The following is a 22,597-nucleotide window of genomic DNA, read 5'->3' on the forward strand; positions in this document are numbered from 1 at the left end:
AATATTCCTAATGCAGCCTGGGGTTCGCGCCCTGGCCCTTGTCGTCGATGACGAGGCCTCGGTGGAAGCGATCGAGGGTGAACGGCGCGTTGAAATCGTGCGGCTCATCCTTGGCGATGGTCCAGGCGAAGGTCCAGCCGGAGGCCGGCGTCGCCTTGAAGCCGCCGTAGCACCAGCCGCAGTTGAGATACATGCCGGGCAGGGGACCGGTGGTGATGATCGGCGAACCGTCCATCGACATGTCGCAGACACCGCCCCACGAACGCAGCATGCGCACACGCGCAAGGCCCGGAAACAGCGCCAGCATCTCGCTCATCACCTCGTCGACGATGGGCAAGTTGCCGCGCTGGGCATAGCTGTTGTAGCCGTCGATATCGCCGCCATAGACAAGGCCGCCCTTGTCGGACTGCGACATGTAGAAATGACCCATGCCGAAGGTCACGACCGTGTCGATGAAGGGTTTTAGCGATTCCGTCACGAAGGCCTGCAGCACATGGCTCTCGATCGGCATCGTCTCGATGCCAGCCAACTGCATGACGCGTCCGGTGCTGCCGGCCACGGCGACCGCCACCTTTTTGGCCCTGATGTCGCCGCGCGAGGTGGTGACGCCGGTGACGCGATCGCCATCGCGCAGGAAGCCGGTGACCTCGCAATTCTCGATGATGTCGACGCCGCGCCGGTCGGCGCCGCGCGCATAACCCCAGGCCACCGCATCGTGACGGGCGGTGCCGGCGCGCCGTTGCATCAGGCCGCCGACGACGGGAAAGCGTGCGTCGCTGGAGATATCGAGCGCCGGGATCAGGCGCTTGATCTGCGCCGGCGTCATCAGTTCGGCGTCGACGCCGAGATGGCGCATGGCGTTGCCGCGCCTTGCATAGTCGTCGAACTGCGCCGGCGTATGCGCCAGGTTCAGGCAGCCGCGCTGCGAGAACATGACGTTGTAGTTGAGTTCGTGCGACAGGCCCTCCCATAGCTTCATCGAATGTTCGTAGAAGCGGGTGTTGGCGGGCAACAGGTAGTTCGAGCGCACGGCCGTTGTGTTGCGGCCGACATTGCCGGAGCCGAGCCAGCCCTTTTCCAGCACGGCGACATTGGTGATGCCGTGCTCCTTGGCCAGATAGTAGGCGGTCGCCAGCCCGTGGCCGCCGCCACCAATGATGATGACGTCATAGGAAGCCTTCGGGTCCGGCTTGCGCCAAGCCGGCTTCCAGTCCTTGTTTCCCTTGAGCGCGTTCGCGAGCAGCGAAAAGGCCGAGTACTCTGCCATCATTGTCATCCGGTTCGGGCGATGCGGCAGACTATAGAGCAGGCCGCATCCGCAAAGCCAATATTGCGCCATGGCCTTTCGACTGGCCGACGCCGCGATGCGACGGCTTGCCCGACGATATGGCCGTCTTTATCAAGGACAGGCTTTTTAAATGCCGTTGCCGCCCGTGAGTCGCCAATAGTCATGTTTTTGAGATTGCTTCGCCTCCTTTTGGTTTTCACGCTGGTCATTTCGGCGTCGCCTTCGTTCGAGGCGATGGCGCAGGCGCTTGGCCAGGGCTCCATCGGCCTGATCACCGATCAGCAGAAAGTCATCCAGGGCCTGACGGCCAAGACGGACGATCTCGAGAAGAAGATGCAGCAGGACGGTGAGGACGACGCCTCGCTCGTGGACATCCGTCTGCAACTGGAGGATCTGTCGCGGGCGGCGCTGACCAGCGCGGTGGCGTTTCGTCCGCGGCTCACAGACATCAACAATCGCATCGAGGTGCTAGGCCCGCCGCCGGCCGCAGGCCAGCCGCAGGAGCCCGACATCGTGACCGGCGAGCGCCAGGCGCTGGCGTCGGAGAAGGCCGAGATCAACGCGGTCGTCGCCAGCGCGCAGAACCTGTCGATCCGCATCAGCGGGCTGATCGACAAGATCGGCAATATGCGCAGCGAGCAATTCCGCAACTTTTTGACCAAGCGCTACGCACTCTCCGAGGCGCTGAGCCCACAGGTGTTTTCCGACGCCCGGGACGAATACGCCAACTTTTACAAGGCGGTGTCGTCCTGGCTGAGTTTCGCTTTCAAGTTCAAGTTCCAGGCCGTCCTCGCGGCAACCTTCGTGGCGCTCGGGCTGGCGCTGGTGCTGCTGGTCGGCGGCAGGCGGCTGTTCGGGCGCATATTCGAAGCCGATCCGACGGTCGAGGATCCGTCCTATCTCAGCCGCCTGTCTGTAGCCTTCTGGTCGACCTTGCTGCCGACTCTGGCGGTCGGCGTGTTCTTGGCCTCCACGGTGTTCTTTTTCAACTATTACAATGTGTTGCGCGGCGACATCGGCGTCTTCCTGAATGCGCTGGCGGCCGTCATCGCGGTGGTGTTCTGCGTCAACCGGCTGACCAATGCCGCGCTTGAGCCGCGGCTGCCGAACTGGCGGCTCATTCCCGTCCAAACCGGCCCGGCGCGCTGGCTGGTGCGGCTGACAACCGCCATGGCCGTGGTCATCGGCGTCAACAATTTCCTGTCGATCATCAACGACAAGATGGGCTCGCCACTGTCGCTGACCATCGCCCGCAGTTTCGTCGCCACCATTGTCGTCGGCATCATCCTGATTCTGATGGCGATGCTGCGGCCGTTCAAGGCACGCGACGGAAGCTGGCGGCCGTGGCCGGCTTGGCTGCGCTATCTGGCGCTGGCGCTTGGCCTGTTCACCATCGCCGCCGCCCTGCTTGGCTATATCGGCCTTGCCCTGTTCGTCTCGCTGCAGGTCGTGGTCACCGGTACGGCGCTGATCACCGCCTATATCGGCTTCCTGTCGGCGCAGGCGATCGGCGAGGAGGGGGCGTTCGCCAACACCACTGTCGGGCGCTGGCTGTCGGCCAACTCCAGCTACGAAGACGCCGCCCTCGACCAGCTCGGCCTTGTCGTCAGTGTCGCCATCAATTTGATGATCGTGCTGGTCTTCCTGCCACTGATCCTTTTGATGTGGGGCTTCCAGCCCGGCGACATCCAGGCCTGGGCCTACAAGCTGGCGACCGGGATCACCATCGGCTCGGTGACGATTTCGGTCACCGGAATCCTTTCGGGCATCATCGTCTTCATCATCGGCTATTTCCTCACGCGCTGGTTCCAGGGCTGGCTCGACGGGTCGGTGATGGCGCGCGGCAAGGTCGATACGGGCGTGCGCAATTCGATCCGGCTGGCGGTCGGCTATGCCGGCGTCGCCGTGGCGGGGCTGGTCGGCATATCGGCGGCGGGTATCGACCTCTCCAGCCTGGCTCTGGTCGCCGGCGCGCTTTCCCTCGGTATCGGTTTCGGCCTGCAGAATGTCGTCTCCAACTTCGTCTCCGGCCTGATCCTTTTGGCCGAGCGGCCGTTCAAGGTCGGCGACTGGATCGTCGCCGGCGACGTCAGCGGCACGGTCAAGAAGATCAGCGTGCGCGCCACCGAGATCGAGACTTTCCAACGGCAGTCGGTGATCTTGCCCAATTCAAACCTGATCAACAACGCCGTCGGCAACTGGACGCACCGGAACAAGCTCGGCCGTGTCGAGATCAAGGTCGGCGTCGCCTATGGCAGCGACGTCAAGCAGGTGCATGCCATCCTGCTGGAAATCGCGCGCAGCCATGCGATGGTGCTTAAGAACCCCGAGCCCTTCGTGCTGTTTTCCAATTTCGGCGCGGCCGCGCTCGAGTTCGAAATCCGCGTGTTCCTGGCCGATATCATGAACGGCAGCGTCGTGCAGAACGACATTCGTTTTGCCGTGCTGGAGAAGTTCAGCGACCTGCATATCGAGATCCCGTCGACGCCGCGCGCTGTCGTCGAGGTGAACAAGCCCAAGGCCTGGCCAACCGACGACGACAAGATCGAGGCCGACTTCGCCGAACAGGAACAGGCAAAGGTGGAAGCCGCGGCCGAAGCGAAAAAACTCGCCAAATCTGGACGCAAGGCGCGCAAGCCCGATCCCAGCTAGGGCCGGTTGCCGTCAGCTTCTCGCGACCAACGCCTCCAGCGCCGGGCGAAGATCGGTCTTGCCGCGTCTGACTTCGCCGACACCGTGCTCGACATCGATGCGGCCGGCATTGTGGGCGTCGAACATCGCGGCGACCAGTCCGGCATAACTCGTGCCGATGCCACCGCCGATGAGGGCGGGAACCCAGTCCTGCCTTGGCAATTCGCGAGCGACGATCGCGCGGCCGGCAATGTCGCCAAGCGTTCGCGCCACATCGGCTGCGCTGTAGCGATTTGGCCCTTCGGCGTGGACCACGTGCAGCGCATCGCCGCTGCCCGAAAGGAGGAGATCCGCCGCCATCAGCCCGACATCGCCGGCCGACACTGTCGGAAAGGATTTGGTCACGGGATGGTGCAGGCTCGGCAGCACGCCGGTCTCGATTGCCCGGCCGACCAAGCGGTCCCAATTCTGCATGTGCTCGGCGGAACGCAGCACCGTCAGGGCTGCCGGTATCGTCCTCAACTGCGTTTCCAAATGATGGAACGTGAGCGTGATGCCGGTGCCGGCGGCAAGCTGGGCGCCATAGTCCGAGATCGCCAGAATTCTTTGCGGTCTGACTTGATCGAGTGCATTCACAACGGATCGAATGGTGGCTTCCATCTCCGCCGAAGCATCATCGGCGCGGACGCTGGTTGGACAGATGACCTGAACGGCGGTGGCGCCCCTTGTTGCTCGCGCCAACGCCGGCGTATCGCGCAGATCGGCAATCTCCGCCTCGCAACCGAGCGCACGGAACTCCTCGGAGTGCGACGGGTTTCGCACCACGGTTCTGAGTGGAACGTGATGCCTGCGAAGCGCACCAATCGTGGCCCGTCCGATCTTTCCTGCCGCGCCCAACACAACAAACATGCCCGTGTCCTTCATCCTGACCAGTGGGACGTCAGGAATGCCGAATGGGCGGGCTTGGGTCGCTCAGATTTGGATGCTGGAGCGCAAGAACGGACGATTGGCTTCGAAAGCCAAAGCGCGGCGCCGGACTGCAGTTTACCGCTGCATACGGATCAGGGCGGCCGGCGTGACGCCGAGGATGCGCTTCATGCATTGCGCCATGTGGCTCTGATGCGCGAAGCCCGCTTCCAGCGCGATCTGGCTGAGCGGCATTTTCCCCTGATACAGCAAGGTCCTGGCCCGCTCGACCCGGCGACGGATGACATATTGGTGGGGAGGCATGCCGAAGTTGCGGCGAAACAGCACTTTCAGATGCGAGACGCTGATGGCTGCCACTTGCGCCATCTCATCCAGCGAAAGATCCTGGTCGAGATTGGCTTCGATGAAATCGGTCAGCCTGCGCTTCTGGCCGAAAGAGAGCATTTGTCTGGCTGGAGCTTCCGGCTTCGAAGCGCCCTGGATGATCTGGAACGCCAGCGCCTTGGCCAGGCTTTCGAAATACAGCCGGTCGGATGGCACGTCAGGGTTCAGACCGGTCGCCAGCGCATGGGCGATGTGTTCGATCCTCGCATCGCGGCGCTGGAACTGCGGATTGACGACGACCCTGTCCGGGTCGATATCGAGGTCCTCGGCAGCGCGCCGAACCAGCGCCGGACTGACCCACAGCCGCAGGATGGTGCAGTCCGCGTCATCCTTCCAGTCGCCATCGAGCCCGGCGGGCACAATATCGATGTCGCCGTCCGACTGGACCCGGCGGTGATGTTTTCCATCGCAATGGCACGACGCGTTGACCGGCGCTCCGACGTGGATTCCAAGCCGATGGTTGATGGATGCGGGTACATAATGGGTCAGCCCCGCGGCAATCCTTCGCGACTCAACGGCAACGCCGATCGTTTCAAGCCAATTGTCGTGCATGGTCTCTTTTTCGCGTTGCGCCTCGGCATCATATCGTGCCGGCCAGCGAAATTAACAGGGTCGGGCGTATGCTTGCGGACAGGCCAAAACCAATTGCGGCATGAATGCGGCATTCAGTTGCGGTTCAGCTTCCATGTCATATAAGCTCCCATGCAAAGGGCGAAAATGCCTTGCGAAATGCAACAGAGGCGGTGGGAACACCGATATTGCAACATGTGGAAGTCTCTCGTCACTGCCGTGGCCTTGCTCGCCGTGAGCGGCTCGGCCCATGCCGCCAGCGCGGTCAACAAGGACGCCGAGACCCGCACGCTGGTCGTGACGGAAGGCGGCAGCAAGACCGACCTTGCGCTGGCCGGTGGTGAAACCGTCGAATTCTGCCAGAACGGCTGCTTCGTCACCTTGCCGAACGGTGACCTTGAAGCCCTGACCGGCTCGGAAACCGTCGAAATCTCGGGCGGCGTCGCCCGCATCAAGTAACCCAGGCGGCATGATTGGAAAGGCCGGGCATTTGCTCGGCCTTTTATCGTTTCCGGTAGCGCTTGTTTAACAATGACGCCGGAAATACCGCCGCGGCAGCCGCCTGCAACCAGGCGTTTTAACGTTCGCTACGCCATCCCTCGCTATACCAGCGTCAAGACGCCGAAAAACGGCGCGCAACGGGATTCCGGTTTTCCGGATCATACGCTGGCAGGGCAGGACGGGCATGGATGCGCGGTCGGACAGGAACGCAATACCGCTTGCGGTCGATCTCGACGGCACGCTGATCGCGACCGACCTGTTGTGGGAAGGCTTGTTCCTCCTCCTCAAGAAGAACCCGCTCTATATCTTTCTGGTGCCGTTCTGGGCCGCCGGCGGGCCGGCGCGGCTGAAGCAGGCGATCGCACAGCGCATCGATATCGACCCCGCGACGCTGCCCTATCGCGCGCCGCTGCTCGACCGGCTGCGCGCCGAGCACGGCGAAGGCCGCAAGATCGTGCTGGCGACCGGTACGCCGCGCAAATTCGCCGACGCCATATCAGCCCATCTCGGCATTTTCGAGCGGGTGCTGGCGACCGACGGCCTCGACAATCTCACGTCCGGCAAGAAGCGCGCCTCGCTGATATCAGCCTATGGCGATGGCGGCTTCGACTATGCCGGCAACAGCCGCCATGATCTCCAGGTCTTCGACGCCGCGCGCAATGCAATCGTCGTCGCGCCCGACCGCCATGCGGCGCGCTGGCAAGCAGCGCATGGCGCCGAAACCATGCCGGCGCCGAAGCCGACCTTGCGGACCATCATCAAGATGCTGCGCGTGCATCAGTGGCTCAAGAACTCGCTGATCGCCGTGCCGATGGTGCTGTCGCACGAATATTTCAACACCAACATGATCTGGCAATGCCTGCTGGCGTTCGTCTCATTCAGCGCGGTGGCGTCGGCGATCTATATCCTCAACGATTTCTTCGATCTGGCGCTCGACCGCAAGCATGTCACCAAGCGCAACAGGCCGTTCGCCTGCGGCGCACTGTCGATCCCGTTCGGTCTGGGCGCGATCGCGGTGCTGCTGGCGATCGGCGTCGGTACCGGGCTGTTCCTGTCGCCTGAATTCCTGGCCGTGCTTGGCGGTTACATGGTCGTCACGACGGCCTATTCGCTGTCGTTCAAGCGCATGCTGCTTGTCGACGTGTTGACGCTGGCCGGCCTCTACTCGATCCGAGTGATCGCCGGTGCGGCCGCGACCGGCGTCGCCGTCTCGTTCTGGCTGCTCGCCTTCTCGATCTTTTTCTTCCTGTCGCTGGCGCTGGTGAAACGCTTCGTCGAACTGCGCACAACCGCCATTCCACCCGGCGAACGCATTGCCGGCCGTGGCTACCGCACGGAAGACCAGGAGATCGTCGCCCAGGCCGGCATGGCCTCCGCCTTCTCCTCGGCGCTGGTTCTGGCGCTCTACATGGACAGTGTCGCGGTGCGCGAGCTTTACCCGCATCCGTGGCTGATCTGGCCGCTGCCGCCGATCGTGCTTTACCTCACCATGCGCGTCTGGATCCTGGCGCGCCGCGACGAGATGAATGACGACCCGGTCGTCTTCATCATTCGCGACTGGCGCAGCCAGATCGTGGTGCTGATCGGCGCCGTGCTGCTGGTCATCGGGGGCTGGTAGGCATGGCCGAACGCTTTTTGAGCTTTGGCCTTGCCACGCCGCCGGCACCACGCGCGATCAACGCCGGCGAAGCCATCGCGCTGCTGAAGGGCGGTCAGGCGAAGGAAGCCTCGCTGCTCGCCTATGGCAATGGGCGCTCCTACGGCGATTCCTGCCAGAACCAGGCCGGCGCGGTCGTCGACATGCGGACGCTGAACCGCATCCGCGCCTTCGACGCCGAGACCGGCGTGCTCGAAGCGGATGCCGGTGTGCTGCTGTCCGATATCATCGCGCACGCCGCACCCTACGGTTTCTTTCCGGCGGTGGTTCCGGGCACGCAATTCGTCACGCTCGGCGGCGCCATCGCCAATGACGTGCACGGCAAGAACCATCACCGGCGAGGCACGTTCGGCTGCCATGTCGAAAGCTTCACGCTGCTGCGGTCCGATGGAAATACCTATCGCTGCTCGGCGACGGACAATCCGCGCCTGCTCGCGGCGACCATCGGCGGCATGGGCCTGACTGGCCTGATGCTCTCGGCCTCGATCCGGCTGATGCGGGTGCCTTCGCTCGACATCGTCGAGAAGACGACGCCGTTTCGTGATCTCGGCGAATTCTTCGATCTGGCCGCGGCGGCGGACCAGGCCAACGAATATGCGGTCGCCTGGATCGATCAACTCGCCGGCGGCCGCAACAGCGGGCGCGGGCTGCTGTTCACCGGCAACCATGCCGAGCATGGCTCGCATGCGGCCTCGCGCGCCGGCGGCAATCTTTCCGTGCCGTTCCAACCGCCGTTCAATGTGCTCAACCGGCCGTTCCTGACCGCTTTCAACGCCGCCTACCGGTGGAAGAAAGGCCAGGCGACCGCGCCGCGCCAGACCGGCTACCACGGTTTTTTCTTTCCGCTCGACGGCGTGCGTGATTGGAACCGGCTCTATGGCCCCAGAGGGCTGTTCCAGCACCAGAGCGTGGTGCCGGAAGAGGCCGCGCACAGCGTCGTGCCGGAATTGCTCGCGGCGGCCCGGCGAGCCGGGCAGGGGTCCTTCCTCACCGTGCTGAAACGCTTCGGTTCGATCCGCTCGCCGGCGCTGCTGTCATTCCCCAGGCCTGGCTATACGCTGACGCTGGATTTCCCCAACAAGGGAGCGGCGACGCTTGCCCTGCTTGGCGAACTCGACCGCATCACAGTCGCGGCCGGCGGGGCGGTCAATCCCTACAAGGATGCGCGCATGGGTGCGGCAATCCTTGCTGCTTCCTTTGCGGACTGGCCGAGGCTGGAAGTGCTGCGCGACCCTGCCTTCATGTCCGATTTCTGGGCGCGCACGGCCGGCAGCATCGACCTGCGGCGGCGCGGCGTTGAGGCCGCCGAATAGATAAAAATGGAATGAATCGTGGTTAGCGAACGGTTAATCGCAAGGTTTACTCAAAACAGTCTCGTGAGTTCACGAAATCTTTTCGGGTTTGTATTACTGGAAATCACGGGATGGGCGCGCAAGTATGAAATATATCGTCTTCATTCTCTTTACAGTCATGACCAATGCCGCTGCGCAGCTCATGCTGAAGCAAGGCATGATGTCGCTTGGCCCGATCTCGTTCGAGGGCGTCAATCCGCTCGTCAAGCTGCTGCAGATCGTCTTCAGCCCCTGGGTGTTCCTCGGGCTCTGCACCTTCGTGATTTCCATGGCCTCGCATCTCTATGTGCTGTCCAAGGTCGAGCTTTCCTTTGCCTATCCGTTCCTTAGCCTCGCCTATGTCGCCGTCGCCATCTTCGCCTATTTCGTCTTTCGCGAGGACCTCAATGGCTGGCGCATCGCCGGCATTGCCTTCATCTGCGTCGGCACGGTGCTGATCGCGCAAAGCGGGCGAGGGCATGAGGACCAGACCGCTTCCATCGCGCCCGACAAGATCCCTGCAAACGAGACCGTTCGATGAGACATGTGATTTTCGGCGGTGACGGCTTCGTCGGCCGCCACCTTGCGCCCAAGCTTGTCGCCGATGGCGAAGAGGTCATCGTCGCCGACATCGCCAGGAGTGACCTTGCGCACTACCGCAACGTCCGGTTCGTCCAATGCGACGTCACCGATCCGGCCTCGGTCGCCGCCGTCGGGCTGAAGGCCGACGACATGGTCTACAATCTGTCGGCCAAGATGCTGTCGCCGATCCAGGTGCGCGCCAAGCGGCACGACTTCTTCTTCCCGGTGAATTTCCACGGCACCGAGCACATCATGCAGGCCATGGACAGGGTTGGTGCGCCGAGGCTCGTCCACTACACGACCGACATGATCTACGGCCACACGGTCACCCAGCCGATGACCGAGGAGCACCCCGTCGCGCCGCTCGGCGAATATGGCTGGTCGAAGCAGAAGACCGAGGAACTCGCCGCCGAATGGCGCACGCGCGGCATGTCGATCTCGCTGTTCCGGCCGCGCCTGATCATCGGCCCCGGTCGGCTCGGCATCCTTGAAAAACTCTTCAAGCTGATCGACTGGAACCTTCCGGTGCCGATGATCGGTTCGGGCAGAAACCCCTATCAGTTCATTTCTGTTTTCGATTGCGCGGAAGCTGCCCGCGCCGCCTGGAAGGCCGGCGTGCCCAACGAGGCCTATAATCTCGGCTCCCTCAACCCGCCGCCGGTGAAGAAATTGCTCGGCGACCTGATCCGCCATGCCGGTTCGAAGTCGATCCTGCTGCCGACGCCGGGCTGGGCGGTCAAGCGCACGCTCGACCTGCTCGATCTCATGAACATGCCGATCATGGATCCGGAGCAATATCTGATCGCCGACGAGGAGTGCGTGCTCGACGTGTCCAAGGCCGAGCGCCAGCTCGGCTGGGTGCCGCAATATCGCGACGAGGACATGCTGATCGCCGCCTACAGCGAATACCGCGCCAAGAAGGCCGGGCCCGCTGTCGCCACCAAACATGTGCCCGCCGAGTAACAGGCCCGCCAAACTATTCATAGCGCACGACGCTGGTCGTCAGCGCGGACAGGAGATTGAAATGACCGTCATGGCCAAGCCCGAACAGACGAATGCGCGCACCCTGGTGAGCGCGCCGGCGCTGTCGCCCGCAGCAATAGCCAAGCCCGATCTGATCAGTGTCGAGCAGGCCAAGGCGATGGACGTGGCTGGAATGACCGACCTGTTCAAGGCGCATCTCAATCCCGGCCAGCTGCATTTCATGAAGCTGCTTGGCTTCCACAAGATCAAGATCGAGCGTGCCGAGGGCATGTTCTACATCGACCAGAACGGCCGCAAGATCCTCGACTTCTTCGGCGGCTTCGGTTCGCTGGCCTTCGGCCACAACCATCCGCGCATCCTGGACGCGCGCAAAAAATTCCAGGAGGAGAAGCGCCAGGAAATCGCCATCGCCTTCATGTCGCAATATGCGGCAGCGCTCGCACACAACCTCGCCAAATGCTCGCCCGGCGACCTCGACATGGTGTTCCTGGGTTCGTCCGGCTCCGAAGCAATGGAAGCGGCGGTGAAGCTCGCTGAACGCGCTGCCGGCCCGAAGCGGCCGAAGGTGGTCTATGCCGAGAATTCCTTCCACGGCAAGACCAAGGGCGTGCTCGGCATCACCGACGGCCAGCTCTACCGCGCCGATTTCAAGGTGGCCGACAATACGGTGCGCATTCCCTTCGGCGACATCGAGGCGGTCGAGCGCCTGTTCCGCAGCGATCCGGAGGTCGGCGTCATCGTGCTCGAAACCATCCAGGGCGGCGGCGGCATAATCCAGGCAGAGGCGCAATACTGGCAGAAGCTGCGCGCGCTGTGCGACCAGCATGGCGTGCTGTGGGTCGCCGACGAAGTGCAATGCGGCTATGGCCGCTCGGGCCGCTTCTATGCCTTCGAGCATTACGGTGTCGTTCCCGACGTGACGGCACTGGCCAAGTCGCTCGGCGGCGGCAAGGCGGCGGTCGGCGCGATGATCGCCAGGCGCGACGTTTACATGAAGGCCTATGGCACGCCGAAAACGGCGATGATCCATGCCATGGCAACCTTTGGCGGCATGGGTGAGGCCTGCGTCACCTCGATCGAGGCGCTCAACGTGCTTTATGACGAGGGGCTGATCGACAACGCCGCCGTCACCGGCGACTATCTGCTGCAGCGGCTGCAGGCGCTCAAGGAAAAGTACCCGAAGATCATCAAGGACGTGCGCGGCAAAGGCCTTATGATCGGGCTGGAGTTCCACGACTTCTCGCAGACCTTGCCGATGGTGCTGCGCCCGGTGGTCAGCGTGCTCGACGACAAGCTGAAGGGCTCGCTGTCCGGTTTCGTCGGCGCGCTGCTGCTGCGCGACTACGACGTGCTCGTCGCCTTCACCGAATACAATCGCAACGTCATTAGGCTCGAGCCGCCGCTGATTTGTCAGCGCGAGCATGTCGACCGCTTCGTCGATGCCTTCGACAGCTTGCTGTCGCGCGGCATCGTTTCGATCGTGAAGGATTTCGTCAAAAGCCAGGTCCGTTAAAGAAAGTCCGTTGAGGGCAACGATGCTGACCAAGTCTCCCGCTGCGAAAAACCCGCTCGACCGGCTCGCCGAGACCGGCCTGGCGTGGGGCGAGGGGACCTATGCCAGGCTGGCAGCCCCCATCGGTGCGGCGACCTTCGCGCTCTACATCCTTCTGACCGCGTTCACGGCATGGGTGATGCCTGACGCCAATTGGGACATGCTGCCCTATCTAGCAATATCGGAGGAAGGCACCTATCCCGACGCGCAGGCGCTGCATGATTATGCCTACAGCACCGTCAAGGCAGGCGTGTCGGCGAGTGACTACAAGGCGCTGACCGATGATGGCGGCGGCTTCCGCAGCCACATGACGGACAATGCCGCCGACTTCCATTCGCTGCTCGGCATGTACCGGATAAAATTCCTCTATGCCGAGATCCTGTCGACGCTGAGCGCGGTGATGTCGCCGGTCGAGGCGATGCGGCTGGTACAGGTGTTTTCGGTGCTGCTGTTCGGCGCGATCACGCTGCTCTGGCTGCACAGGGAAAAGGCCCTGGCCTTGGCGCCGGTAGTCGGGGCGGTGCTGATCATGGCCGATTTCGGTGACGCGGCGCGCGCCTCGACGCCGGACCTGCTGACGTCGGCGCTGCTGCTTGGCGGGCTCTACGCCTATGTCAGAGGCCGCGAGGCGGCGACGGCGATCCTGCTGTTCCTCGCCTTCATGGTGCGGCCGGACAATATTGTTTTCCTTGCCATATTCGCGGTGCTGCTAGTCGCTTTCCGGCAAAAGGCGTGGGGCGCGCTGGCCGGTTTTGCCGCATCCTTCGTCGCCTATTTCGCCATTTCGCACTGGGCCCAGCATCCCGGCTGGTGGCCGCATCTGTGGTTCTCCAGCATCGAGCAGCACTACAATATGGACGCGTTCGAGCCGGCGTTCTCGGTCACCGCCTATCTCAAGGCGTTTGCAACGTCCCTGCTGCGCGCCGTCAATCTGAACAGCTGGGTCGGCGTTTCGGTGCTGGCGCTGGCCGGCTGGTTCGCCGCCGGCCGCGCCGGCTTCCGCCTTGATCGGCGCGCCGGCATTTTGTTCGCGGCGCTGGTGTTGGGCGCTCTGGCGAAGTTCACGGTCTTTCCGATCCATGACACGCGTATCTATTTCCCGCATCTGATCCCGCCCTTTCTGCTGCTGGCAACGCCGTTCATGGCGCTGTGGGCAGCTTCGGTCCGCGGCCAGCATCGCGCGGCCTTGCACATCATTCCGGGAGACAAGCCATGAGTTCGCTATCCAGGCTGGCGCGCATCGCCTTGTCGCTCGGCCTTCCCTCCGGCCTGCTCGATCGTGGGCCGTCGCTGCGCGGCACGAAATTCCTGGCGAAGGCGGCGCTGAAAGCGCGCTTCGGCGGGGCAGGGCAGCCGTTCCAGATGGTCAATGTCGGCGCCTGCGACGGCGCGCTCTTCGACGATGTCACGCCGTGGCTGCACACGATCGCCGGCGCCCGCGCCATGCTGGTCGAGCCGATCCCCTACAATCAGAAGCGGCTGCGCGCCAACTATCCCGACACGGGCCGCTTCATCATCGAGCCGGTGGCCGTCACAAAAACCAAGGGCACGATCACCGTCCACACTTTCGATGCCGCGGCGCTCGAGGCCGGCACGCTGCCGATCGAGTTCATCGGCTGCTCCTCGGTCACCGACACCAATCTGATGTCGGGCAAGAATGCCTGGGGCGAGGCCGATGCCAATTTCAACAAATTCGCGCCGCATCTCAGGGATATCGAGGTGCCGTCGGAAACGCTGCAGACGCTGCTCGACCGCAACGGCATCGGCCATATCGATGCTTTTCTCGTCGATTGTGAAGGCGCCGACTGGATCGTCTTCGAACAACTTGATCTGAAACGCTACCGTCCGGGCATGATCAAGGTCGAGGTCGGCGCGTTGCCGGCCACCGAGATTGGCCAGGTCGTGGTCAAACTGAAGACAGCGGGCTACCAGGTCGGCTTCCAGGCCGAGGACGTCTGGGCCTTCGCCTGACGGCTGGCGTTTTCTCCGATCCGGATCGGGTCGCGCCGCACCTGCGGCGTGTCGCAAACAGGCGGTAGCGCCGTGCCTGTCGTCTGCATATTGTGCGCCGATCAAACGGGCGCCGAAGCTGCCCGCAATAGCATCTGGAGTCGCGGGCAATGGCAGAGTTTCCGAAAAAGGCGAAGGTCGTCATCATTGGCCTCGGCGGTATCGTCGGCGCATCGATCGCCCATCACCTGATCGAACGTGGCTGGACCGACATTGTCGGCATCGACAAGTCGGGCATCCCGACCGATATCGGTTCGACCGCGCACGCTTCCGATTTCTGCTACACCACCAGCCATGATTTCCTGTCCTGCTGGACGACGCTTTATTCCATCGATTTCTACGAGAAGATGGGCCATTACGCCCGCATCGGCGGCCTCGAAGTGGCTCGCGTCGGCGACGACAGCCGCATGGACGAGATCAAGCGCAAGATCGCCTCGGCGAAGGCCTTTGGCACACGCGCGCGCCTGATCGAACCGGCCGAGATCAAGGAGAAATTCCCGCTGATCGAAGAGGGGATGGTGCAGGGCGGCCTTTGGGATCCGGACGCAGGTCTGGTCATCCCGCGCTCGCAGACCGTCGCCGGCAAGCTGGTCGACCAGGCGGAAGGATCGGGCAAGCTCAAATCCTTCGCCAACACGCCGGCCAAGTCGCTCGTCGTCAAGGACGGCCGTATCAGCGCCGTGGTGACCGATCGCGGCACGATCGAGGCCGACTATGTCATCGTCTGCGCCGGCATATGGGGCCGGCTGATCGCGGAAATGGTCGGCGAAGATTTGCCGGTCATGCCGATCGACCATCCGCTGACTTTCTTCGGCCCGTATAATGAGTTCGCCGGCACCGGCAAGGAGATCGGCTGGCCGCTGCTGCGCGACCAGGGCAACTCGGCCTATATGCGCGACACCGGCGATCCCAAGACCGCCGAGGGCGGCCAGATCGAATGGGGCTATTACGAAGAAAACAATCCGCGCCTTTGCCATCCGCGTGACCTCCTGGAAAAGCATGAGGCGCGGCTGTCGCCGTCGCAGCGCGATCTCGACATGGAGCAGATCCTGGCGCCGCTCGAGCGCGCCATGGAACTGACGCCGATCCTGGGTGAGCTCGGCTACAATGAAAGCCATTCCTTCAACGGCCTGCTGCAGGTGACCGCCGACGGCGGCCCGTCCATGGGCGAAAGCCAGAAGGTGCGCGGGCTCTGGTATGCCGTCGCCATCTGGGTCAAGGACGGCCCAGGCATGGGCAAGCTGATCGCTGACTGGATGACGGACGGCCGCACGGCAATCGACCATCATGCCATCGATTATGCGCGCTTCTATCCGCACCAGACGAAGGAACAGTTCATCTGGGATCGCTGCACCGAGACGGCGATGAAGGTCTACAATCCCGCGGTGCATCCGCGCGAGCCCTTCTCCAAGGCCCGCAACATAAGGCGCTCGCCGTTCTGGGAGCGCGAGAAGGAACTCGGCGGCTATTTCATGGAGCTGGGCGGCTGGGAGCGTGCCCATGGCTACGCCGCCAACGAGCACCTGCTTGAGAAATATGGCAACCGCGTTCCCGTACGCGAGAACGAGTGGGACAACCGCCATTTCTGGCGCGTCTCCAATGCCGAGCATCTGGCGATGAGCGAGGATTGCGGCATCGTCAACCTCTCGCATTTCTCGATGTATGACGTCGAAGGGCCAGACCACGTCGCGCTGCTGGAATGGCTTTGCGCGGCAAAGATCGGCGGCGACAACAATATCGGCAAGGGCATCTACACCCACTTCCTCGACGAGGAAGGCATGGTGCGCGCCGACTTCACCGTCATCCGCATGGCCGACCGCTGCCGCGTCATCGACGGCGCCGATGCCGGCCCGCGCGACTTCCGCTACATGCAGCGCACCGCGCAGGACAAAGGCTTTGACGTCACCGTCACCGATGTGACGGAGAAATACGTCACCATCGGCATCTGGGGTCCGAATGCCCGCACCACCTTGCAGAAGGTGGTCGAGAATCCCGAGGGCCTTTCGCCGGAGAATTTCCCCTTCGCGGCGATCAAGCCGGTCCGCATCGGCGGCAAGGATGTCACCGCCTTCCGCATCTCCTATGTCGGCGAGCAGGGCTGGGAACTGCACATGCGCTACGAGGATGGCCTCGCCGTCTGGGACGCACTGCGCTCGACCGGCGTGATGCCGTTCGGCGTCGAGACCTATGCCAATACGCGCCGCATGGAAAAGAGCCTGCGCCTGCAGAATGCCGACCTTCTGACCGAGTACAATCTGTTGGAAGCCGATCTCGCGCGGCCGAAGGTCAAGGAGAACGATTTCTGCGGCAAGGCCAAGCATGTGGAATACCGCGCCCGCGAGCACCAGCCGGCGACTTTGTGCACGCTGGTGATGACCGAAAACACCGATTCCAAGGGCGTGGCGCGTTATCCCGTTGGCACGATGCCGGTGCTGGACCCGGCCACCGGGGAAACGTTGGTCGATGAACTCGGCCGCCGCTCCTTCACCACCTCGGTCGCCTATGGACCGACGATCGGCAAGAACATCGCGCTCGCCTATCTGCCGCATTCGTATGCGCAGGAAGGCCGCAAGCTCAATGTCGAGTATTTCGGCGAGACCTATCCTGTCGAAGTCGCCGGCGTCGGCTACAAGCCGCTCTACGACCCGGAGAACCTCAAGCCGCGCAGCTGAGGTTCGGCCGGAGCAACGGACTGATCGCAAAAGCCTGGTTTCGAGCCGGGCTTTTGTCTTTTTAAGCGGGCGGTTTTCGCTTACCCTTGCGGCATGTCTGCTTTGTCGCGCGCAACACATCTCCTTTCCGGATGCGCCGTACTGGCGCTGATGCTCTGGCTGACGCCTGGGTCTCGCGCGGATGAGCCGGTCGATGTCGAGCTGGTGCTGGCGGTCGACGTTTCGCTGTCGATGTCGGCGGACGAGCTCGAGATCCAGCGTCATGGCTACGCGGCGGCGCTGACGCACGACAACGTGCTGCAGGCGATCGCCGATGGCGCCCATGGCAAGATCGCCGTTACCTATGTCGAATGGGCCGGCACCACATGGCAGCGTGTCATCGTGCCATGGACTGTCATCGCCAACCGTGCCGACGCGGAGCGGGTGGTGGCGCAATTGTCCGCGCAGCCGCCCAACAGCGCGCGGCGCACCTCGATCTCCGGCGCGCTGGAATTCGGCAGCGACCTCTTCGCCGAAAGCGGCTACCAGGGGACCAAGCGGGTCATCGACATTTCCGGCGACGGACCCAACAACCAGGGCGCTCCGGTCAATCTCACCCGCGACGGCGTGGTCAGACAAGGTATCGTCATCAACGGCCTGCCACTGATGACCCGGGGTGGCCTTTCCGGCGCCTACGACGTCAACGATCTCGACCGCTACTACAGCGACTGCGTGATCGGCGGCCCGGGCGCCTTCATGATCCCGGTCAATGACTGGACGCAATTTCCCGAAGCCATTCGCCGCAAACTGGTGCTGGAGCTTGCCGGCCCGGCCTCACCGCAATGGGCGGCGGAGGAGGCCGATCATCCGCCGGTGGTGCTGGCGCAGGACAAGGCCGCCGCCGACTGCCAGATCGGCGAGAAAATGTGGCGCAACCGCAACTGGATGCTCGACAGCCGCTGAGCCGAGCGAGCCAACCAACAGTGACGACTGCCACAATCGGCCGAGCGCCGTTGCGGCGACTGTCCATGGGCAGGGCTTCAATTCTGACCCAACGCAGGTGGTGAGGCGAGCCTGCTGGCAGCAGCCGAACACGTTCCTGTTGATTGACAAGCCGACAGGCGTCTGTGAACAATTTCGGCCAGAGAAACAAAAGGGGAACCGACATGAACAGGATCGCCGTTTTCGCCGCGACTTTGACGCTCGCCGCCGGTCTGTCCGTGCCGGTGATGGCCGCTACATCGGTCACCATCGGCATCAGCGGCTGGACCGGCTTCGCGCCGCTGACGCTTGCCAAGCAGGCAGGGCTCTTCGAGAAGCACGGCCTCGACGTGACCTTGAAGAAGGTGCCGCAGGCCAGCCGTCCGCTCGCCATCGCCAGCGGCGACCTGCAATGCGCCGCCACTACGGTCGAGACCTGGCTGGTGTGGAACGCCAGCGGGGTGACCACAAAGCAGATCTTCCAGCTCGACAAATCCTATGGCGCCGACGGCATCGTCGTGCGCAACGACATCAAGACGGTCGCCGATCTCAAGGGCAAGAACGTCGCCTCCTCGGCCCCGGGCACGTCGCCCTATTTCCTGCTCGCATGGGTGCTGAACAAGAACGGTATGTCGACCAAGGACGTGACGGTCGTCAATCTGGAGCCGGACGCTGCGGCGCAGGCCTTCCTTGCCGGCCAGAACGATGCGGCGGTCACCTATGAGCCGTTCATCTCGGCGGTGCGCGACAAGGCCGACCAGGGCCACATACTGGCGACCACGCTCGACTATCCGATGGTGCTCGACACGGTCGGCTGCACGCCTGAATTCCTCAAGGCCAATCCCAACGCTGCCAAGGCACTCGCCGACAGCTATTTCGAGTCGCTCGACCTGATCAAGAAAGATCCGCAGAAATCCTACGAGATCATGGGCGCCGACGTGAAGCAGTCGGCCAAGGAATTCGAGGATTCGGCGAAGTACCTGAAATGGGCCGACAAGGCCGAGAACCAACAGTTCTTCACCAAGGAATTCCAGGATTTTTCCAAGACCGCGGGCGAGTTGCTGCTGCAGATGGGGCTGATCAAGGAAGCGCCCGACGTCGCCACGCTGGCCGACACCAGCGCGGTGGCGAACTGATCGTCCGGCCCTTGCCCATCGTGCGGCGCCGCCCGGCGCCGCTGCTCTCTCCTGGACACGTGACCATTTGATAGGGACGATGTGAAGATGCGCCCCTTGCATCCAGTCTCGCCGGGCCTGCGAATCGCGCTCGGTATTTCGTTTTTCGTGCTGTTCATTGCCTTCTGGGCCTGGATCACGCTTGGCGGCCACGTCAACCGCATCTTCCTCGCCGACCCGCTGTCGATGCTCAGGGATGGCTGGCGGTTGCTGGTCGAGGACCGCTTCTGGCTCGACATATTGATCACCATCTGGCGCGTCTTCGGCGGCTTCGTGCTGGCCTCGGTCGTCGCTGTGCCGATCGGCATCGCCATGGGCGCGTGGAAACCGGTGGAAGCGTTCCTGGAGCCCTTCGTCTCCTTCGCTCGCTATCTGCCGGCCTCGGCCTTCATTCCGCTGCTCATCCTGTGGGCCGGCATTGGCGAACTGGAAAAGCTGCTGGTCATCTTTGTCGGCTCGGTGTTCCAGATCATCCTGATCATCGCCGTCAAGGTCGGGTCGACGCGGCGCGATCTGGTCGAGGCCGCCTATACGCTGGGCTCGACCAACAACGGCATCGTCAAACGGGTGATCATGCCGGCCAATGCGCCCGAAATCGCCGAGACGCTGCGGCTGGTGCTCGGCTGGGCCTGGACTTATGTCATCGTCGCCGAGCTGATCGGGTCGTCGTCCGGCATCGGCTACATGATCATCAACAGTCAGTCGCGGCTGGCGACCGGACAGATCATTTTCGGCATCATCGTCATCGGCCTGATCGGGCTGTTGTCCGATTTCGCCTTCAAGGCGTTCAACCGCTGGCTCTTTCCATGGAGCCTGGCGTGAGCAAGCTTCTCATCGAGGGCGTCTCGCGCACCTTTGCCGGCGTGCGTGGCGGACTGCCGGTCAAGGCGCTGATGCCGATCGATTTGGCGGTCGCCGCCAACGACTTCATCACCATTCTGGGGCCGTCCGGCTGCGGAAAGTCGACGCTGCTTAGAATTGTCGCCGGCCTGGAAGCGCCGAGTGAAGGCCGCGTGCTGCTCGACGACAAGGCTGTGACGCGGCCGGGACCCGATCGCGGCATGGTCTTCCAGTCCTATACGCTGTTCCCGTGGCTGACGGTCGCCGAGAACATCGCCTTCGGCCTGGGCGAACGCGGCATGGCGCCAAAGGAGCGGGACGACATCGTCGCCTCCTATGTCGATCTGGTCGGGCTGAGGGGATTTGAAAATCATTGGCCGAAGCAGCTTTCCGGCGGTATGCAGCAGCGCACGGCGATCGCCCGGGCGCTCGCCAACGATCCCGAGATCCTGTTGCTGGATGAGCCGTTTGGCGCGCTCGACAACCAGACACGCGGGCTGATGCAGGAGCTGCTTCTCGGCATCTGGGAGCGGCGCAAGAAGACGGTGCTGTTCGTCACCCACGATATCGAGGAGGCGATCTTCATGGCCTCGCGCGTCATCGTGATGACGGCGCGGCCCGGCAGCATCAAGTCGGATGTCGCCATCGACTTGCCGCATCCGCGCCACTACACGCTGAAGACCAGCCCGGAATTCTCGGCGCTGAAGGCGCGGCTGACCGAGGACATCCGCGTCGAGGCGATGCGCACGGCACAGGCGCGGCCGGCCGAGGCCTGATCCGGCGATCAGGCCGCCAGCAACTGCTTGCGGTCGACGCGCTCCTGCTGCGGCGAGCGGGCATAGAGCTCGCGGTAGCATTTCGAGAAATGCGAGGCCGAGACGAAGCCGCAGGCGACCGCCACCTCGACCACCGGCATCGATGACTGGATCAGCAGATGCCGGGCGCGGTCGAGCCGGATCTCCAGATAGTAGCGGGCAGGGGAACGACCCATCTCGGTGCGGAACAGGCGCTCGATCTGGCGACGCGACAGGTCGACATGGTCGGCGATCTCGATCAGCGACAGCGGCTCGGAGAGATTGCCTTCCATCAGCTCGATGATGGTCAGCACCTTCGAGTTCTGCACGCCGAGGCGGGCGCGCAGCGGCAGGCGCTGGCGGTCGGTCGGGCTGCGCACGCGATCGGTCAGCACTTGTTCGCAGACCCGGTTGACGAGGCTCTCGTCGAAATCGTCGCCGATCAGCTTCAACATCATGTCGAGCGCGGCGGTGCCGCCGGCGCAGGTATAGATGTTCTGGTCGACCTCGAAGAGGTCGGCAAAGACATTGGCCTTCGGGAACGCCTCGGAAAAGCCCGGCAGGTTTTCCCAATGGATGGCGCAGCGCTTGTTGGACAGGAGGCCAGCGGCGGCAAGGATGTGCGCGCCGGTGCATAGGCCGCCGACGGCGACGCCACGATTGTACTCCTCGCGCAGCCAGGCGAAAGCCGATTTGTTCTGGTAGCGCTCGACATCGATGCCGCTGCAGACGATGGCCATGTTGGGCCGGTCGGGGCCCGCCATCTTCTTGCGCTCTTCCTCCAGCGAGGTGTTGACCGCGCATTCGACGCCGTTCGAGGCGCGCACCGGCTTGCCGTCGATGCTGGCGAGGCGCCAGCGATAGGCCTCGTAACCGAGCATGCGGTTGGCGGAGCGCAGCGGGTCTAGTGCGGTCGCAAAAGCGATCATGGTGAAATCGGGGACAAGGAAAAAGACAAACGATCGCTTGATCGGATGCTTGATGGCGTTCACGGGAACCTCACCTGGCCATGGCGCGAACAGGATGTCGCGAATAGCATAGCGACATCAGGAAAAACCTTGGCTGTCAATCGGCTACGCTGCCTTGGGGAGACAAAATTTGCGACATGGGTCGCAAATGGGCAATCAGTGTGCGGTAATGCTCAGGGGAGCTGCATCAACTGTTCACGCGACAGGCAAAATATACAAAGGCAAAACAAAAACGCCGCCTTGGCTGGAGCCAGGCGGCGTTAAAGTCTTGAAGCAGCGGCAGGGAGACGCTGCCTGAAAAATGGTCAGGCGACGAAGCCGAGGCGCGCCGCAGCCATCGCGCCGGTCTGGCCGGGCATGGTGTTTGCAAGGCGCTGGCGCTCGAGAGCGGTGGTCAGGTTCATTTCGCGGCGGGTAAAGAGGCGGGCAAAAAGCTTCATCATCATCTCCTATCGGTTGCTCAGACGGGTCGCCTTCGCTTGATGGAGTGGGGCAGCTCGTTTGCTGGCCGTGATATAGGCTTGTGTTGCGTAAAACTAAATCGCAAAAACGAAGCACTTGATATGAAATGCGACACGGATTGCGACAAATTTGGGCAAGCTGCTCGAAATTTGTGATTGTTTACAAGGCATTAATTCGAAATCGGAGCCGCTATGCGGCTTGCTCATATGCGCCATGCGTTGGCGACATGGCTTCGAAACTCATTTGAATGCAAATAAAATAGAGAAGGCCTGCCGGGCTGGGTGGGCGCGGCAGGCCTTCAGCATTTGG

19 protein-coding genes are annotated in these 22,597 nt (G+C 62.9%); 14 read left to right on the plus strand and 5 right to left on the minus strand.

Features of this window, described 5'->3' with window-relative positions:
- Nucleotides 1–7: 7 nt before the first annotated feature.
- Nucleotides 8–1,267: a sarcosine oxidase subunit beta gene (locus D3242_RS05775; RefSeq protein WP_064984311.1), complete on the minus strand. Its 1,260-nt coding sequence runs from the start codon at nt 1,265–1,267 to the stop codon at nt 8–10.
- A gap of 183 nt (nt 1,268–1,450) precedes the next feature.
- Here D3242_RS05775 and D3242_RS05780 point away from each other — a divergent pair, with 183 nt between their 5' ends.
- Complete coding sequence (locus tag D3242_RS05780; protein ID WP_064984012.1) at nt 1,451–3,940, plus strand: mechanosensitive ion channel family protein; 2,490 nt, start codon at nt 1,451–1,453, stop codon at nt 3,938–3,940.
- 12 nt (nt 3,941–3,952) lie between these two features.
- Here the strand turns inward: D3242_RS05780 and D3242_RS05785 are convergent, their stop codons facing one another.
- Both D3242_RS05785 and D3242_RS05790 read right to left on the minus strand, forming a co-directional pair.
- The gene (locus tag D3242_RS05785) at nt 3,953–4,843 is read right to left on the minus strand and encodes an NAD(P)H-binding protein (RefSeq protein ID WP_019858728.1); all 891 of its coding nucleotides are present in this window, start codon (nt 4,841–4,843) and stop codon (nt 3,953–3,955) included.
- Between the two features lie 120 nt (nt 4,844–4,963).
- A complete protein-coding gene (locus D3242_RS05790; RefSeq protein WP_064984015.1) occupies nt 4,964–5,782 on the minus strand; it encodes an AraC family transcriptional regulator in 819 nt (272 codons plus the stop codon).
- Between the two features lie 213 nt (nt 5,783–5,995).
- Here D3242_RS05790 and D3242_RS05795 point away from each other — a divergent pair, with 213 nt between their 5' ends.
- The 13 genes from D3242_RS05795 (at nt 5,996) to D3242_RS05855 (ending at nt 20,840) form a co-directional block, all read left to right on the plus strand.
- The gene (locus D3242_RS05795) at nt 5,996–6,259 is read left to right on the plus strand and encodes a hypothetical protein (protein WP_027046960.1); all 264 of its coding nucleotides are present in this window, start codon (nt 5,996–5,998) and stop codon (nt 6,257–6,259) included.
- Between the two features lie 226 nt (nt 6,260–6,485).
- The gene (locus D3242_RS05800; protein WP_019858725.1) at nt 6,486–7,919 is read left to right on the plus strand and encodes a UbiA family prenyltransferase; all 1,434 of its coding nucleotides are present in this window, start codon (nt 6,486–6,488) and stop codon (nt 7,917–7,919) included.
- A gap of 2 nt (nt 7,920–7,921) precedes the next feature.
- Complete coding sequence (locus D3242_RS05805) at nt 7,922–9,271, plus strand: FAD-binding oxidoreductase (RefSeq protein ID WP_064984017.1); 1,350 nt, start codon at nt 7,922–7,924, stop codon at nt 9,269–9,271.
- Nucleotides 9,272–9,395: 124 nt separating this feature from the next.
- Nucleotides 9,396–9,830, plus strand: a complete 435-nt coding sequence (locus D3242_RS05810) for an EamA family transporter (RefSeq protein WP_019858723.1) — start codon at nt 9,396–9,398, stop codon at nt 9,828–9,830.
- Nucleotides 9,827–10,834 (plus strand): NAD-dependent epimerase/dehydratase family protein, encoded by a 1,008-nt coding sequence (locus tag D3242_RS05815; protein ID WP_064984019.1) that lies wholly within the window; start codon nt 9,827–9,829, stop codon nt 10,832–10,834. Before D3242_RS05810 ends, D3242_RS05815 begins: the two co-directional genes overlap by 4 nt.
- Nucleotides 10,835–10,895: 61 nt before the next feature.
- Complete coding sequence (locus D3242_RS05820; RefSeq protein WP_064984021.1) at nt 10,896–12,368, plus strand: aspartate aminotransferase family protein; 1,473 nt, start codon at nt 10,896–10,898, stop codon at nt 12,366–12,368.
- 22 nt (nt 12,369–12,390) lie between these two features.
- Complete coding sequence (locus D3242_RS05825; protein WP_064984314.1) at nt 12,391–13,623, plus strand: glycosyltransferase 87 family protein; 1,233 nt, start codon at nt 12,391–12,393, stop codon at nt 13,621–13,623.
- Nucleotides 13,620–14,378 carry an FkbM family methyltransferase gene (locus tag D3242_RS05830; protein WP_027046957.1) on the plus strand — a complete coding sequence of 253 codons (759 nt, stop codon included), beginning with the start codon at nt 13,620–13,622 and terminating at the stop codon, nt 14,376–14,378. The genes D3242_RS05825 and D3242_RS05830 overlap by 4 nt, the downstream gene beginning before the upstream one ends.
- A 149-nt stretch (nt 14,379–14,527) precedes the next feature.
- On the plus strand, nt 14,528–17,089 hold the full coding sequence (locus tag D3242_RS05835; RefSeq protein WP_064984024.1) for a GcvT family protein: 2,562 nt from the start codon (nt 14,528–14,530) through the stop codon (nt 17,087–17,089).
- Nucleotides 17,090–17,182: 93 nt separating this feature from the next.
- Nucleotides 17,183–18,031, plus strand: coding sequence for a DUF1194 domain-containing protein (locus D3242_RS05840; protein ID WP_064984027.1), 849 nt, complete (start codon nt 17,183–17,185; stop codon nt 18,029–18,031).
- Nucleotides 18,032–18,234: 203 nt separating this feature from the next.
- Nucleotides 18,235–19,185 (plus strand): ABC transporter substrate-binding protein, encoded by a 951-nt coding sequence (locus D3242_RS05845; protein ID WP_064984029.1) that lies wholly within the window; start codon nt 18,235–18,237, stop codon nt 19,183–19,185.
- A gap of 87 nt (nt 19,186–19,272) precedes the next feature.
- The gene (locus tag D3242_RS05850) at nt 19,273–20,046 is read left to right on the plus strand and encodes an ABC transporter permease (RefSeq protein WP_027046955.1); all 774 of its coding nucleotides are present in this window, start codon (nt 19,273–19,275) and stop codon (nt 20,044–20,046) included.
- A complete protein-coding gene (locus tag D3242_RS05855; RefSeq protein WP_064984315.1) occupies nt 20,043–20,840 on the plus strand; it encodes an ABC transporter ATP-binding protein in 798 nt (265 codons plus the stop codon). The genes D3242_RS05850 and D3242_RS05855 overlap by 4 nt, the downstream gene beginning before the upstream one ends.
- Before the next feature lie 8 nt (nt 20,841–20,848).
- Here D3242_RS05855 and D3242_RS05860 read toward each other — a convergent pair whose 3' ends face one another.
- Both D3242_RS05860 and D3242_RS34260 read right to left on the minus strand, forming a co-directional pair.
- The gene (locus tag D3242_RS05860; RefSeq protein WP_276315187.1) at nt 20,849–21,787 is read right to left on the minus strand and encodes a GlxA family transcriptional regulator; all 939 of its coding nucleotides are present in this window, start codon (nt 21,785–21,787) and stop codon (nt 20,849–20,851) included.
- Nucleotides 21,788–22,131: 344 nt separating this feature from the next.
- The gene (locus tag D3242_RS34260; RefSeq protein ID WP_080512035.1) at nt 22,132–22,266 is read right to left on the minus strand and encodes a hypothetical protein; all 135 of its coding nucleotides are present in this window, start codon (nt 22,264–22,266) and stop codon (nt 22,132–22,134) included.
- Nucleotides 22,267–22,597: the final 331 nt, after the last annotated feature.

It is taken from the genome of Mesorhizobium jarvisii (assembly GCF_003601985.1).
GTDB classification, from domain to species: domain Bacteria; phylum Pseudomonadota; class Alphaproteobacteria; order Rhizobiales; family Rhizobiaceae; genus Mesorhizobium; species Mesorhizobium jarvisii.